Annotated in this window: 11 protein-coding genes; 3 read left to right on the forward strand and 8 right to left on the reverse strand. The window is 58.1% G+C overall.

Annotation, left to right across the window (positions count from 1 at the left end):
• Nucleotides 1-11: 11 nt before the first annotated feature.
• A complete protein-coding gene (locus AOP6_RS12415; RefSeq protein WP_155877072.1) occupies nt 12-2,000 on the reverse strand; it encodes a ribonucleoside triphosphate reductase in 1,989 nt (662 codons plus the stop codon).
• Between the two features lie 242 nt (nt 2,001-2,242).
• On the opposite strand from AOP6_RS12415, the gene nikR reads away from it, so the two are divergent.
• The 3 genes from nikR (at nt 2,243) to AOP6_RS12430 (ending at nt 4,310) form a co-directional block, all read left to right on the forward strand.
• Entirely contained in the window at nt 2,243-2,662 is a 420-nt protein-coding gene (nikR, locus tag AOP6_RS12420; protein WP_155877073.1) for a nickel-responsive transcriptional regulator NikR, read from the forward strand.
• Between the two features lie 74 nt (nt 2,663-2,736).
• Nucleotides 2,737-3,549 (forward strand): cobalt ECF transporter T component CbiQ, encoded by an 813-nt coding sequence (gene cbiQ, locus AOP6_RS12425; RefSeq protein WP_155877074.1) that lies wholly within the window; start codon nt 2,737-2,739, stop codon nt 3,547-3,549.
• Nucleotides 3,546-4,310: an energy-coupling factor ABC transporter ATP-binding protein gene (locus AOP6_RS12430; RefSeq protein ID WP_155877075.1), complete on the forward strand. Its 765-nt coding sequence runs from the start codon at nt 3,546-3,548 to the stop codon at nt 4,308-4,310. The genes cbiQ and AOP6_RS12430 overlap by 4 nt, the downstream gene beginning before the upstream one ends.
• A gap of 9 nt (nt 4,311-4,319) precedes the next feature.
• On the opposite strand, the gene AOP6_RS12435 is transcribed toward AOP6_RS12430, so the two are convergent.
• The 7 genes from AOP6_RS12435 to AOP6_RS12465 form a co-directional block, all read right to left on the reverse strand.
• Entirely contained in the window at nt 4,320-5,231 is a 912-nt protein-coding gene (locus AOP6_RS12435) for a hypothetical protein (protein WP_155877076.1), read from the reverse strand.
• A 309-nt stretch (nt 5,232-5,540) separates the two neighbouring features.
• Entirely contained in the window at nt 5,541-7,769 is a 2,229-nt protein-coding gene (locus tag AOP6_RS12440) for a methyl-accepting chemotaxis protein (protein ID WP_155877077.1), read from the reverse strand.
• Nucleotides 7,770-7,952: 183 nt separating this feature from the next.
• Nucleotides 7,953-10,727, reverse strand: a complete 2,775-nt coding sequence (locus tag AOP6_RS12445) for an EAL domain-containing protein (RefSeq protein ID WP_155877078.1) — start codon at nt 10,725-10,727, stop codon at nt 7,953-7,955.
• Nucleotides 10,728-10,777: 50 nt separating this feature from the next.
• Nucleotides 10,778-11,845: a chemotaxis response regulator protein-glutamate methylesterase gene (locus AOP6_RS12450; protein WP_155877079.1), complete on the reverse strand. Its 1,068-nt coding sequence runs from the start codon at nt 11,843-11,845 to the stop codon at nt 10,778-10,780.
• Entirely contained in the window at nt 11,842-12,327 is a 486-nt protein-coding gene (locus AOP6_RS12455) for a chemotaxis protein CheD (protein WP_155877080.1), read from the reverse strand. Before AOP6_RS12455 ends, AOP6_RS12450 begins: the two co-directional genes overlap by 4 nt.
• The gene (locus AOP6_RS12460) at nt 12,324-13,163 is read right to left on the reverse strand and encodes a protein-glutamate O-methyltransferase (protein WP_225897289.1); all 840 of its coding nucleotides are present in this window, start codon (nt 13,161-13,163) and stop codon (nt 12,324-12,326) included. Before AOP6_RS12460 ends, AOP6_RS12455 begins: the two co-directional genes overlap by 4 nt.
• A 54-nt stretch (nt 13,164-13,217) precedes the next feature.
• A complete protein-coding gene (locus tag AOP6_RS12465; protein ID WP_225897290.1) occupies nt 13,218-15,173 on the reverse strand; it encodes a methyl-accepting chemotaxis protein in 1,956 nt (651 codons plus the stop codon).
• Nucleotides 15,174-15,223 lie beyond the last annotated feature (50 nt).

Here is a 15,223-nt window from a genome sequence, read left to right on the forward strand (position 1 = left end):
CATCACGGGAATTAAGCCGCCCTCCCCTCGTGATTGTGGGGGCAGGCGAAATGTTCACCGGTGATGTAGCCATGCACCGGACAGATGGTAAAGGTGGGGCTGATGGTGAAATAGGGCAGATGGAAGTTCTCGGCGATGCGTCGCACCAGCAGGCGGGCACTGCGCCAGTCCTCCAGCCGTTCACCAAGGAAACCGTGAAAAACGGTGCCGCCGGTATACAGGGTCTGCAGGCCGTCCTGATGCTGCAGGGCCTGAAAGATATCCTCGGTGCTGCCGACGGGCAACTGGGTCGAGTTGGTGTAATAGGGTTCGTCGCTGCCGGCGGTGATGATGCCGGGGTACTTCTTGCGGTCACGGTTGGCCAGACGGAAGCTCGTTCCCTCGGCCGGCGTCGCCTCCAGATTGTAGAGGTGACCCGACTCCTCCTGGAAAACCTCCAGCTGCTTGCGCATGAACTTCAGGGTCTCTTCCGCCAGCGCCTTGCCTTCGGCCGTATCGATCGACTTGCCGATGAGGTTCAGACTGGCCTCGTTCATCCCCAGCAGACCGATGGTGGAGAAGTGGTTGTCCCAGTAGTGACCGCTGCGCTCCTTGATACCGGTGAGGTAGAAGCGGCTGAAGGGATAAAGCCCTTCCTCGGTGAAGCGGTCGAGCTGTTTGCGCTTGATTTCGAGGGATTCGTGCGCCAGCTTCATGAGCTCGGCGATGCGCTCGAAGAAAGCCTCTTTCGTCTTGGCGACATAAGCCGCCCGGGGCAAATTCAGCGTTACCACGCCGATGGAGCCGGTCAGCGGGTTGGAGCCGAAGAGACCGCCGCCGCGACGGCGCAGTTCACGGTTGTCGAGGCGCAGGCGGCAGCACATGGAACGGGCATCGGCCGGGTCCATGTCCGAGTTGATGAAATTGCTGAAATAGGGGATGCCGTATTTGGAGGTCATCTCCCAGATCGGCTGAAACCTGGGGCTCTCCCAGTCAAAGCCGACAGTAATATTGTAGGTGGGGATAGGGAAAGAGAAGATGCGCCCTGAACTGTCTCCCTCCATCATAACCTCACAGAAGGCCTGGTTGAACAGATCCATCTCCTCCTGGAAATCTCCGTAGGTCACATCCATGAGCTCGCCACCAATAACCACGGCCTCGTCCTTCATGTTGCTGGGCGGGGTCATGTCCATGGTGATATTGGTAAAGGGGGTCTGGAAGCCAACGCGCGTGGGCACGTTCATGTTGAAAATGAACTCCTGAACGGCCTGCTTGACTTCTTTGTAATTGAGCTTGTCGTAGCGGATAAAAGGGGCCAACAGGGTATCGAAGTTGGCGAAGGCCTGAGCCCCGGCCGCCTCCCCCTGCAGGGTATAGAAGAAATTGACCGCCTGACCGAGAGCGGTGCGAAAGTGCTTGGCGGGGCCGCTCTGCACCTTGCCGTAGGCGCCGGTGAAGCCCTTGAGCAGCAGCTCTTTCAGATCCCAGCCACAGCAGTAGACGGACAGCATGCCGAGATCGTGGAGATGGAAGGCCCCCTCACGGTGCGCATCGGCGATATAGCCCGGATAGATTTTGTTCAGCCAGTAGTTGCTGGTGATATTGGCGGCAATGTGGTTGTTGAGGCCCTGCAGCGAATAACCCATGTTGGCGTTCTCGTTGACGCGCCAATCCTCCTGGCTCAGGTAGGAATCGATCGCCTCGATCGACTCCTTCATGAACTCCTTGGTTCGGCGCAGATTGTCGTGCTGCTGCCGGTAGAGGATATAGGTTTTGGCGGTCTGGGCGTGGCCATTTTCGATGAGGCTCTTCTCGACCAGATCCTGCACATTTTCAACGGTGGGAATGCGGCCATCCTTGTAGATGACCTCCAGGATGCCGACGACCTGATGGGCAATACGGCCCGCCTTGTCCATGTCCTTGCCACCGACGGCGCGCACGGCCTTCTGAATGGCCTCATTGATCTTTCGTTCCTCAAAAGCGACCAGCCGGCCATCCCGTTTGCGAATGTATTCGAGCATCCCTCTTCCCTCCTTTGTGCGGAATCAACAGTGCGAATTTAGCACAGGAAGAAACCCTGTCAAGGCAAAAAACACAACATATAGACATTGCAAATTCACGCACCCACAATATCTGGTGATATAGCGGGCATAACCTGTGAAATAACGGTGGACAGAAACGGCCAAGTCCCCAATATTCTTGACCCTCCTGGAAAGGCGTGCTAAAGACTCTGGAATATCACCACACCAACAGGGATTTTACGATGGCCGATCTGACACGCTTCGGCATTTCCATGGATGAGCGACTGCTGTCGCGCTTCGATGAACTCATCACCGGCAAGGGCTACGTCAACCGCTCCGAGGCCATTCGCGATCTCATTCGCAATGCCCTGGTGGAAGACCGCTGGGCCCGGGATGACGAGGAAATCGTCGGCACGGTGACCCTGGTCTATGATCACCATACCCGTGATCTGGGAGACAAACTTATCGAGCGCCAGCATACCCACCATCAGGCCATCATCTCGACCCTGCATGTCCACCTCGACGCCCATCACTGTCTGGAGGTCCTGGTCGTCAAGGGGACGTCCGCCAAGGTCAGGCATTTGGCCGACGAACTCATCGGTACCCGCGGCGTCAAGCACGGCAAACTGGTCACTACCACAACGGGCCAGGACCTGGCCTGATCACCGGCGCGCGGAGGCACCTTGACGCCCACCCGTGCCACGAAAGCGCCATTCGTAACACCGAAGGCTCCGCCATGGCCCCTATCGACACAGCCCTCTTCAACCTGGGAAAACTGGACGACCTGGCCGCGCGGCAGAGCCCTCTGCACCGCCTGGACCCCCGCGCCAAGGTTCTCACCACCCTGGTCTTTATCATCACGGTCGCTTCTTTCGGAAAATACCAGGTCTCGGCCCTGCTCCCCTTTCTGCTCTTTCCCCTCTGGCAGATCGGTGTCGCCAGCCTGCCGCTGGGTTACCTCATCCGTCGCATACTTTGGGTTACCCCCTTCATTCTGTTCATCGCCATCCTCAATCCCGTGCTGGATCGGGAGATTCTTCTGCATGCCGGCCCTCTGCCCGTCAGCGGTGGCTGGCTTTCCCTGGCCTCCATAATGCTGCGCTTCGTACTGACCATCGGTGCGGCCCTCATCCTGATCGCCACCACCAGCTTTCCTGGGGTTTGCCGCGCCCTGGGGCAACTGGGCGCTCCCCGGATTTTCATCGTCCAGCTGCTCTTCCTTTATCGTTACATCTTTGTTCTCATCGAAGAGGGATTGCGCATGGCCCGGGCCAGAGCGCTGCGATCCTTTGGCAAAAAAGGGCTGGAATGGCGCGTCTACGCCTTGATGGCCGGGCAGCTGCTCATGCGATCGCTGCAGCGAGCCGAACGCATTCACCAGGCCATGCGTTGCCGTGGTTTTGATGGGCAACTGCCCTCGCTGCACCAGGGGCGTTTCGGAAGCAGAGAGCTCCTCTTCACTCTCGGCTGGAGCGCCTCCTTTATTCTCTTGCGCGTCTGGAACCTACCGGAATGGATGGGGGGACTATTGATGGAGCTATGGTCATGACAGAGCCCGTGATCAAGACGAACGACCTTCGATACAGCTATCCTGACGGGACCTGCGCCCTGCAAGAGATTTCCTTCGAGGTCTTCCAGGGACAGTCCCTGGCCGTCACCGGGGCCAACGGCGCCGGCAAGTCGACCCTTCTGCTCCATCTGAATGGCCTGCTGACGGCCATGTCAGGATCGCTGACGATCAGCGGGCTCGCCCTCGGCCCCAAAAACCGGGAGAAGGTACAGCGCCTGGTCGGTCTGGTCTTCCAAAACCCGGACGACCAGCTTTTCATGCCGACCGTCTGGCAGGATGTAACCTTCGGCCCCCTGAACCTGGGCTTGCCCGCCGACGAGGTTGCGGCCCGAGCCACGGAAGCCCTGACCCAGGTCGATTCCCTTCACTTGCGAGATCGCCCGCCCTTCCGCCTTTCCGCCGGTGAAAAGCGCCGGGTGGCCCTGGCGACGGTGCTGGCCATGCGGCCGGATATCCTCGTGCTCGACGAACCGACCACCGGCCTCGATCCCTGCAGCCGCCGTCAGCTCATCCATCTGCTCAACGGATTTGGGCACACGCTCATCATCGCCAGTCATGACCTCGACCTGGTCATGGATGTGTGCGAAAGGACCATCGTTCTGTACGAAGGAAGGATTGCCGGGCAAGGCCCGACCCGAGAGATTTTTGACGATGGGGAGCTGCTGCAGCGCTGTCGTCTGGAATCACCGCTGGGGATGCGGGGATGTCCTGTTTGCGGAGGGTTGAAGCCAAGGTCTTGAGAAGCCCGCCTATCCTTCCTCTTTCAGTAGAGTTTCCAGCCGGGCCACCCGTTCGTCCAGACGCTCCAGGCGCTTGACGAGATCGGCCGAGGCGGAGTTGGCCTGCTGGGCCTGCAGAGCCGCCGTGATGAGTTGGGGATGCTGGCTGGCGTAACCGGGACCGAACAGTTTGTCGATCTGAGCCACGATGCGGGACAGATCGGCGGACAAGGTCTCCGTCGATTCGTCTTCCTTGCCGGCCAGCTCAGCAGCCAGAACCGAGAGATCCTTATCTTCCTTGGACAAAGTCACCTCGGCGCTGGTCGGCTCATCATCACCCCCGCCCGGCGGTGTTTCGTCCGTTGCCGTCTCCTCACTTCCAGCCTGCTGTGCCAGTGTCTCCGCCGCAAACCGCTCCAGCCTGTCCAGGGATTCTCCCCGGGTTCCCCGCAGCTCAGGTTCAGGCCTGTCTGCAGTCACAGGATTGACAGTTTCTGTGTCGGCTTCCTCGACAACCGCAGCCTTTGGCAGCTCGACAACAGCCTCTTCTTTCTCATCTTTTTCGGCCTCTACAACCGGCTCTGCCGCAATCGGCGGCTTTTCCACTCGGGCAGGGCGCGAGGCCGGTTTTTCCCGCACCTCTTTTTCCGATTGGCGGGCTACCGTACTGGTGGCCTTCCGGTCCGTCGCAATTTCCGTTGTTGGACCCTCCTTGGCTGTCACCGGCGCCTTTCCACCGGTGGTGGCTTTTGGGTGTTCAGGTGTTGGCGATTTAAAGAGCTCAGGCGACGCGTCCCCGCCGAGAGTGGAACCCGTCAATGATGCGTTCGCCTTAAGAACCGCTCCACACTTCGGGCAACGGGAAACTCGCGCACCGGTGGACGTGAGCATAGAAACCTTGCGCCCGCATTCGGGGCATTTACTTTCACTGATAGCTGCCATTTTTCAATCCTTTTCACTATTTGGAAAAGGGTAGCATAAAATTCCCGCGAGGGAATGGGTGGCATGCAAAAACTTTGCTGCACAAGGAAAACCGAGGCGCAATCCATTATTTTCAAGACCTTTTCACCACGAAGACACCAAGGCACCAAGAAACCTCCAAGCGTTGCCTAAATAGAATCAGTTTGGATATCCTGCCTTTGGGAGGTTGTACGATTTTCTTGGTGTCTTCGTGACTTGGTGGTGCGAGGTCTATAAAAAAAGGGCCGGCAAAACCGGCCCTTCTTAAAAGATTCGACTAAAAAACAAGGATCAGTAACGCCCGAACTCCTCGTCATCCAGGGCGATGACCTGCGAAGCATGCTGATCTTTTGAGGCGGCCGGTGACGGCTTGGCATCCCAGCCGCTAGACGGCGTCGGCTTCGTAACTGACGCGGGCCTGGATGAAGACGACGGGGGAAGGCTCAAGGAGGGCTTGATTGCCCGGACGGGTTCGGCGTAATCCTGACCAAGGTTCTTCAGAGAAAAGCGCGCGAGCATCTGCTGCAGTTGGGCGGCCTGGCTCGACAGCTCTTCGGCGGCGGCGGCGCTCTCTTCGGCGTTGGCCGTATTCTGCTGGGTGACCTGGTCGATCTGGCCCAACCCCTGATTGATCTGGGCGATGCCCTGGGCCTGCTCGTTGGAGGCGGCGGCAATCTCGGCCACCAGGTCTGTCGCCTTGGAAATGCCGGTCACGATCTCGCCCAGGGCGGCGGCGGTGCGGTCGGCGATTTCCGAACCGTTCTGGGCTTTCTTCACCGACCCCTCGATGAGCTCGGCCGTTTCGGCGGCCGCCTTGGCACTGCGGGCCGCCAGATTGCGTACCTCTTCCGCCACGACGGCGAAGCCCTTACCGTGCTGGCCGGCACGAGCCGCTTCGACGGCGGCGTTCAGGGCCAGCAGGTTGGTCTGGAAGGCGATTTCATCGATGACCTTGATGATGCGGGAAATGCTCTCGCCCGAGGCGTTGATGTCGTTCATTGCCGCCACCATCTGCTGCATCTGGTCGTTGCCATTCTGGGCGGCACCGCGGGCTGTCGTAGCCAGTTGATTGGCCTGGCTGGCGTTTTCGGCGTTGAGACGGGTCTGGGAAGCCAGCTCGGCCATGGAACTGGTAATCTGCTCCAGTGAACTGGCCTGCTCCGTCGCCCCCTGTGAGAGGGACTGACTTGAATCGGCGACCTGGGCGCTGCCAGAAGCCATCTGCGAACCGGCCACATGAATCTGGGCCAGAATATTGTTGAGGTCTTCGCCCACCTGGCTGAGGGCGCGGCGAATGACATCCTGCTCATCGCGCGGGTGCACCTCGAAGGTGAGGTCGCCATCGGCCAGTTTCTGCAAGGAAGCCACCACCTCACCCTGCAGGCTGTCGGCAAAGCCATCCATCGCCGCAGCCATCTCACCGATTTCGTCCTGGCGCTGCATGCGCAGGCGCTCGCCAAGATGACCCCGCTCCAGCCCTTGAATCATGGCCACCGCACGTTTCATGGCTCTCGAAATATCACGGGAGATAAGCAGGCCCAGGGTGACGGCTAGAATGATGGCCAGAATCACCGCCACCACCATGGCACTGCGGGCCGTGGCGGCTCCGGCTTGGGCGGCAGCGCTGTCTGCAGCCGATTGCTCGGTGTCGATAATCATGATCTGTTCAAGCAACTTTTCCACAGCAGAAAAAGCCTGGCGTTCGCTGCCAAAGGCCACCGCTACAGCCTGCTCCAGAAAACCGACATTCTCCCGCACATCGGCAAGCGCCTCATGGAAGACCGTTTCAATGGCGGCCAGGGTCGGCACGACCTCGGCGTCGAAAAGCGCCCTGGCGGCACGGCTCTTACCGGTGGCCAGCAATTTATTGATCTGCCCGCCATAGCCGTGCAGGCGGTTGTGGGGTTCGTGGAATTTGGCGATGATGCTGTTAAAATGGGGATCGTCCGAAGTAAAGGTCGCCATCCACTTGCCCATGGCGCACAAAGTCGGATCCATCTGTTTTTTGAACTGAGCACCCTGGGCAATGCTCATATCCAGCGTGCCGACCCATTTGACATGATCGAGCTGGCGGGCCACCAGAATGGCTTCCAATGTTTCCACGTCATCAAGCTTCACACGCGAGGCCAGTTCCACCAGCTTGGCATGCTCCCCCTTCCAGGCTTCCAGGGCCGCCCCGAAACGCTTCCAGAGGGCCGCTTCTTCCTCAGAATGGGACAGGTTGCCATACAGATTGTACCCCTCTTCGAACTTACTCCAGCGCTTCTCAAGGTTTTCGATTTCACGCTGACGGTCTTTGGCGGAAATACTGGCGATCACCATGGTACGTTCCGCCGATTTGATGGCGTTCATCCCCTCCATCATCAGCGCCAGGCCCCGCAGGGCAGGCACATTGACCTCAGCCTGATCCCGCAGCGACCCTTCGGTGGCGCGGATGCCGAACCAGCCCACCGCCCCGACAAAGGCGCAGATGAGGGCGACGATGACGAACGAACCCGTGAGTTTTGCAAAAATTTTCATAAACCAGTCTACCTCCCGTATCGTTTTCCAAAAAACAGCAAAAGTCTAAAAATCCAGTGGATCATGGTACCCGTTAAGCAAACATGGTGCCATGAATTAAAGCAATTCCGCCCCTTTTTCAGCAGGTTGCGAAGCATTAAAGTCAAATAACCGTCAATTTGTGGCGGTTTTTTGTCTTTCCCTTCAGCGACCGGCTATCACAGCGCGGCCCATGAATTCTTCATAAGGGATGGCCTTTTGCAGCAATAGCGCCAGGTCTTCTACCCGGCAGGGGCGGCAGAAGAAGTACCCCTGCATCTCCAGGCAGTCTCTGGTTTTCAAATAGTCGAGCTGAATCAGGGTTTCGACCCCCTCGGCGATGACCTTCAGGTCGAGACTGCGGGCCAGGGCCAGGATGGCTTCGACGATGGCCTTGTCGCTGCCATCCTCGGGGAGGCGGCGCACGAAGGATTGATCGATCTTCACCCGGTCGATGGGGAAATTTTTCAGATAGCTCAGGGACGAGTAACCGGTGCCGAAGTCGTCGATGGCCAGAGTGATACCGCGCACCTTCAAATCCGTGAGAGTCATGATGGTGCTTTCGATGTTGTCCATCAGGTGACCTTCGGTCAACTCCAACTCCAGGCAGTCGGAGGGGAGTCCCGTTTCCGCCAGGACACGGTCGATCAGGTCGATGAATTTCGGCTGTTTGAACTGCATTCCCGAAATATTCACCGCCACCTTCACCTCGGGATTGCCGTTTTCTCGCCAGGTGCGGCACTGGCGGCAGGCGTTGTACAACACCCATTCGTCAATGGCCAGAATCAGCGCCGTCTCTTCGGCCAGGGGGATGAATTCCCCGGGGGAGACCAGGCCCTTCACCGGATCCTGCCAGCGCACCAGAGCCTCCAGACAGGTGATGCGCCCTGTCTCCAGGTTGATCTGGGGCTGAAAGCAGAGAAAGAATTCATCGTTGAGCAGGGCCCGGCGGATGCCGTTTTCCAGCTCAAGTCGCTTCAGGGCCAGACCGTTCATGGCCTCGGCGAAAAAGTGATAGCGATTACGTCCCAGGCGCTTGGCTTCGTACATGGCGATATCGGCGTTTTTCAGCAGGGTGTCGGCGTCCTCGGCGTCACGGGGGAAAAGGGCGATGCCGATACTGCAGGAGGTGTAAGTCTGATGTTCTCCCACCTGTAAAGGATCGGCAAAGATATCGAGAATTCGCTGGGCAAAAATCGCCGGGCTGTCGTCATGTTCGACGTCTTCGAGAATAATGGCGAATTCGTCGCCGGAGAGGCGCGCCACGGTATCCATATTGCGGGTACACTCTTCCAATCGCCGCGCCACGCGGACTAATAGTTCGTCACCCACCTGATGACCAAGGGAATCGTTGATATTTTTGAAGCGGTCGAGATCGACGAAGAGCACCGCCAGTTTTTTCTCGCGGCGCTGGACCATTTTCATCGATTGCCACAAGCGGTCCATGAAGAGGCGGCGATTGGGCAGTCCGGTGAGGGCATCGAAATAAGCCAGTTCGCGGATGCGGCTTTCCGCCTCTTTGCGTTCCGTCACGTCGCGGGAAATGTGTATAATCTGGCGGATCTGACCGTCGGCCGCCTTAATGGGGACAGCGACGACCTCCTTAAAGCGGGTTCCCGCAGGCGTCTGCTCCTCGCTCTCGACCACGACCTTCTCACCGGCGGCGGCACTGCGTACCAGGGAGCAGTCACGGCCGTCATTGAAACAGGGGGAGGAAAATCCGTGGATGACGCCATGGCAGGTGCGACCTAACACGTCCTGCTCATGCTCAAAACCGGTCTCCTGCAAAAACACCTCATTGGCAGCCAGAATGCGGTAATCCTGGGCATCAATGACAATCAAAGCGTCATGCAGACTGTTGATGATGCTGGCGTTGAATTCGCTCGATTCCCGCAGGGCATCTTCCACCGCCTGGCGCTCCTGAATATCTTCCTCCAGCAGGCGATTGGTTTGATTCAGTTCTTCAGTGCGCTGAGCCACCTGTGATTCCAGGGTATCCCGGCTGACCTTGAGGTTGGTGGACAGGCTGTTGAAAGCGGCGGCGACTTCATTGAGTTCGCGGGTAGCAAAGTCGCCGACCTGTTCCCCCAAACATGAATCTTCATGGGCAATCTGGACGACCTTGCTCCGAATGGTCTTCAGGGGGGTGATGAGCAGACGTCGGGACAGGAACCACTGCAAAGAGAAAAGCACAACAAGGACGCCGCCGATAACCCCGTAGAGGGCACGGGAAAACCGGTCGGCGCCGGCATAGGCTTCTGCCAGGGGGATGCGAACGGACAGCGCCGAGACCAGCTGCCCTTCAAAGCGATCGAAGCTCCTCTCCGGCCCGTAGCGGGCCACGAGGTCGGCGGGGGCCATTTGGGGATCGAGGTGACAGCGTAGGCAGGGGGTTTCCATCGTCTCGCCACGCACCAGAACCTCGAAAAAAGGGTTACCGCCTATTTCCCGCACCCCCGACCACTCGTTGAGGCTCGGCTCCTGGCGCAGGGCCTCCAGAAACGCTTTCTCATGCTGATCCGCTTCATTGTGCGGACTGCGGGCATCGATTGCCGCCTCTTTGTAGTAGAGTCCGTCGTTATTTTCCACGTTGCCGTAAAATATCCGGTTGATTTCACGCACGGCATAGGTAGAAGACATCCAGGTCGGATCAAAATAGGCCGGGTCGACAGGACCGCTCTGTTCCAGTCTCTCAAAGAGTCGGGGCTTAAGCTTGCTGTTGAAGTACTGATGGACGGCCAGGTTGCGCTGCAGAATAACCTGGGCCCGATTCCGAGCCTCCTCGAGGGCATGGCTTCGCATGCCGTAATTGACAAAAGCCACCAGGGCCAGGCTCGCCAGAATAAACAGCGTCACGTTGACCAAACCCAGCACATGGCTGATCCGTGGGGTTTTACGTCCCTGCGTCTGCTTCGGTGTTTGCTGATCCATCTGGGGCATAAGAAACTCTTTTCCTATCCAACCGGTTTATTGCATGGCATTGACACGACTTACAGACAGACCCTCAACACCGCCGGGGCCAGCCCTTCGAGAGGCATCACCTTGTCCACCCCCCCCATTTTTATCGCCTCCTGCGGCATGCCGAAGACGACGCAGGTGGCCTGATCCTGGGCGAAGGTGACGGCGCCGGCCTCTTTGAGTTCGAGCATGCCGCGGGCGCCGTCGTCCCCCATACCGGTCATGATCACCCCGACGGCGTTTTTGCCGGCATAGCGCGCCGCCGAGCGGAAGAGCACATCGACGGAGGGACGGTGACGGCTGACCAGGGGACCATCCTTGATCTGTACATAGTAGCGGGCGCCGCTGCGCTTGAGCAGCATATGGTGGTTGCCGGGGGCGATGAGCACGTGGCCGCGCAGCACCGAATCGCCATCTTTGGCTTCGGCGACGGAGACGGCGCAGAGGCTGTCGAGACGCTTGGCGAAGTTGGCCGTGAAATTCTCCGGCATGTGCTGTACCACGACCACACCGGGGCTGTCCATGGGCAAAGCCTGCAGAAAGACCCGCAACGCCTCGGTGCCGCCCGTGGAGGCGCCGACGGCCACCACCTTTTCGGTCGTCTGCAGCATGGCGCCCGAGGCCGGCTTCTGCAGCACGGCGTCGGCGGTCAGCTTGGGAGCCGACTTGATGCTGCGCTCGCTGAGGCGGTGCAGCTGGGCCGAGGCGGCGGCCTTGACCGTATCGCAGATACGCAGGCGGGATTCTTCCAGAAACTGCCGCGTCCCCAGACGGGGCTTCTCGATGATCTCCACGGCGCCGTATTCCAGAGCCCTGAGGGCCGTCTCCGTCCCCTGGCCGGTGAGGCTGGAGCAGATGACCACCGGAATGGGGTGCTGGCTCATGATCTTCTGCAAAAAGGTGATGCCATCCATGCGCGGCATCTCGACGTCAAGGGTGATAACGTCGGGGATCTCCTCCTTCAGGCGGTCGGAGGCGATAAAGGGGTCGGCCGCCGTGGCCATGACCTCGATCTGCGGATCGGAGGCGAGCAGATCGGACAGGGTCTGACGCACCAGGGCCGAGTCGTCGACGATGAGCACGCGGATTTTTTTCTTCATGACCGCCCTCCCTGCCCCAGGCGCTTAAGCCAGACTTCCCCGGTATGCGAATGAAATAGAATCTTGCGCCCCTGCTTTCCGCCCGTATCGGAGGAAGCGACACGCAGCCCCGCCCCCTTGATAAAGTCAAAAGCCGCCCGGATATTTTTGGTCCCCACGGTGCCGCCGGAAAAACCGCCGGAGGTTGCCAGCACATCGGCGCCACCGAAAACCTTGACCTCGATCTCACGGCGCAGAATCTTGCGACTTTCGAACTGGTCAAGCATGTGGGCCAGGGCGCAGTTGACAAACTTGAAGCAGTCCTCCGTCGTGCTGGATGGAAGCAGAGCATGACAAATAGCCGCCAGGCCTGTGCGTTTATGGAAGAACGTCACCGCCACGCACGATCCCAAAATGGTGGACACCAGGGCCGGTTCGCTGAGGATGAGCAGCTCGGCGGGCATCAGGAAGAACGCATTGGGCGGCGGGGCGAAGGTGGTCATCGCATAAACCTGTACACGGTGGGGGCGACCTGTTTCAAGGGCACGTTGTAGCCATGCAGCGATTCGGAGTGGCCGAGGAAAAGATAGCCGCCGGGGCGCAGATAACGGCAGAAACGGTTCATGAGCTGCTCCTGCGTCGGCTTGTCGAAGTAGATGATGACGTTGCGGCAGAAGATGATATCCATGGGCTCGGGCCAGCCGAAGTCGTCATCCATGAAATTCAAGCGACCGAAAGTCACCTGGGCCCGCAGCTTGGGAACGATGCGCACCAGGGGGCTGTCTGGGTCCTTGCTCTTGAGCAGGTACTTCTTGCGGAAAGCGGGACTGACCGGGGCGATCAGACGCTTTTCGTACACGGCCCGGCGCGCCTTTTCCAGCACACGGGTACTGATGTCCGTAGCGAAGATGTCAAAATTGAAACCCGGCACCGCCTCGGCATAGTCACTCAGCACCATGGCCAGGGTATAGGGCTCCTCCCCGGTGGAACAGCCGGCGCTCCAGAGACGCAGCCGGCGGCGCATTCCGGCCCCATAGGTGCGAGCCAGTTCAGGCAAGGTAGTGGCGGTCAGGTAATCGAAATGGCTTGGCTCCCGAAAAAAGTCGGTCTTATTGGTGGTGACCGCATCAAGAAGATGGACCAGCTCTTCGCTCTGTCCCTCTTCGCTGAAGACATGGCGGCAGTAGTCGTCGTGGTTGTCCAGGCCCAGAGCGCGCATGCGCTTGGTCAGACGCCCCTCAAGCATGGTCTTCTTGCCCGGCGGCATCTTAATGCCCAGCTCATCGTAGATAAAATGGCTGAGCTCGTTGAAGGTTTTGGTGGAAAGGCCTGATTTCACCCGTATCTCCTATGGTCGCCCCCGGCGACGCTACGCCGGGGGCGACTCCTCAGGCTAGAAGCGCTCGAACTCGTCGTCCAGCTTGTCGCTGCCCGACCCCATGTCCAGCTGCAGACCCTTGCCGGCCGTTTTCGGCGCGGAAGCCTTGGCGGCCGGCTTGCCCATGGCCCCTTTGGTGGCAACAGGAGAAGGCAGAGCTCGGGTAGCAACGCGGGCACCATCACTGCTGTCAACCGTGAAAAACGAGATGGTATGCTGCAGCTGTTCGGCCTGGCTGTTGAGCTCTTCCGAGGTCGAGGCCATCTCTTCCGAGGCAGAAGAGTTTTGCTGAATGACCTGATCGAGCTGCTGGATGGCCTTGTTGACCTGCTCGGCACCGGCATCCTGCTCCTTGCTGGCAGCGGCAATCTCCTGCACCAGCTCGGCCGTACGCTGAATATCGGGCACCATGCGTTTCAGCATATCACCAGCTTTTTCCGCCACTTCAACGCTGCTGCTCGACAGGTCGCTGATCTCGGCGGCGGCATGCTGGCTGCGCTCGGCCAGTTTACGCACCTCGGCGGCGACCACGGCGAAACCCTTGCCATGTTCCCCGGCCCGGGCGGCCTCGATGGCGGCGTTCAGGGCCAGCAGGTTGGTCTGCCGGGCGATCTCTTCGATAATGCTGATTTTAGCGGCGATATCCTTCATGGCCGATACGGTCTCGGCCACGGCCTTGCCGCCTTCCTGGGCGTCCTGGGCCGACTGGGTGGCGATCTTCTCCGTCTGCAGGGCGTTGTCGGCATTCTGCCGGATGTTGGCGGCCATCTGCTCCATGGAGCTGCTGGCCTCCTCGGCGGCGGCAGCCTGCTCGGTGGCCCCCTGACTCATTTCTTCGGACGAGGCAGAGAGCTCTTGGCTGCCGGACGCGACATTGTTGGAAGCAGATTTAACGTTCGCAACAACATCCTTAAGCTTGTCCACCATCGTGTTTAAAGCGGAAGCCAGATTACCAATCTCATCGTTTTGAACGATATCCAGCCGCTGCGTCAAATCACCCTTGGCGATACTTTCGGCAAATTTAACACCTTTAAAAATTGGTTTAGTGATAGCTCGCGTTATCAGAAACGCAACAAAAATTGCCAGAACTAGAGCAGCCCCTCCTGACGTGAGGGCAAACATCGATTGTTTCGACAAATTTGAAGCCAGAATTGACTGTTCGGTAGCCTTATTTTCGGTAATCTCCAACAGTATTTCATCAATCAGAGGCTCGATTTTGTGGACAGCTTCTCTCATCTGGTTTTCTAGGTCGGCCACTTCGGTTTTTTTGGCAACCAGGTTTTTAAAATCAGCATGATACTGCTGCAAGCCCGCCAACATAGATTTTTTCAGTTCTTCCCCAGCATTTGAGCCATTCAGCGCACTTGTTATAGTGCCTATAGTCTTTTCTACGCCTGTGATATATTTACCATCTCCCCTTAATAAATAGTCTTTTTCATCTTTGCGTAGATCTAAATAGAGAATTTCTATTTCTGAATTTTTCAAATCCTCGATATACTTTTCAACGGTGTGAGCAGCCTTGCGAAAACCCCCCTGCAATCCCGAGTTTTCGTCCAGTCCCATGGTCACCCAGCCATCAACCAAGCTATTGAATCCATCTTGGTAGGTTAAGGCATATTGGGCAATATTGGCTGCTTTTTGGGCCAAAGCATCATTGCCTAGTTTTTTTTGCATATCGTGCAATTTTGCACTGAGACCGGTGATCTCCTTGACCTTTTTTGTCACCGCCTCACGGTACTTGAGATCCTTGCGCAAAATAAAATCTTTTTCTGCGCGACGGGACTCCAACATTGAGTGACTGATTTGAATCGAAGCTATCTCTGACCCAATCACATATTCAAGGAGGCGATCATTCTCCGTTTTGAACATAGTTAGGGTGGATTGGAAAATCCCCAGAGAAATGAGAAAAATCAGCACGACCGCAAGAAAGCCGCCGCCAATTTTGGTTCCAAGTTTCAGATTGTTAAACATGTTTGACTCTCCTTTCTAAGAATCAAAAGTAGGTATTAGATATTGCGCCT

This window comes from Desulfuromonas sp. AOP6 (assembly GCF_009731355.2).
Taxonomy (GTDB): domain Bacteria; phylum Desulfobacterota; class Desulfuromonadia; order Desulfuromonadales; family SZUA-540; genus SZUA-540.

Bases quoted from the DNA above. Each gene is read 5' to 3' on its own strand.
- AOP6_RS12415 (WP_155877072.1), bottom strand. From the start codon at position 2,000: ATGCTCGAATACATTCGCAAACGGGATGGCCGGCTGGTCGCTTTTGAG.
- AOP6_RS12455 (WP_155877080.1), bottom strand. From the start codon at position 12,327: ATGACCACCTTCGCCCCGCCGCCCAATGCGTTCTTCCTGATGCCCGCC.
- AOP6_RS12435 (WP_155877076.1), bottom strand. From the start codon at position 5,231: ATGGCAGCTATCAGTGAAAGTAAATGCCCCGAATGCGGGCGCAAGGTT.
- AOP6_RS12440 (WP_155877077.1), bottom strand. From the start codon at position 7,769: ATGAAAATTTTTGCAAAACTCACGGGTTCGTTCGTCATCGTCGCCCTC.
- AOP6_RS12465 (WP_225897290.1), bottom strand. From the start codon at position 15,173: ATGTTTAACAATCTGAAACTTGGAACCAAAATTGGCGGCGGCTTTCTT.
- AOP6_RS12450 (WP_155877079.1), bottom strand. From the start codon at position 11,845: ATGAAGAAAAAAATCCGCGTGCTCATCGTCGACGACTCGGCCCTGGTG.
- AOP6_RS12430 (WP_155877075.1), top strand. From the start codon at position 3,546: ATGACAGAGCCCGTGATCAAGACGAACGACCTTCGATACAGCTATCCT.
- cbiQ (WP_155877074.1), top strand. From the start codon at position 2,737: ATGGCCCCTATCGACACAGCCCTCTTCAACCTGGGAAAACTGGACGAC.
- AOP6_RS12445 (WP_155877078.1), bottom strand. From the start codon at position 10,727: ATGCCCCAGATGGATCAGCAAACACCGAAGCAGACGCAGGGACGTAAA.
- nikR (WP_155877073.1), top strand. From the start codon at position 2,243: ATGGCCGATCTGACACGCTTCGGCATTTCCATGGATGAGCGACTGCTG.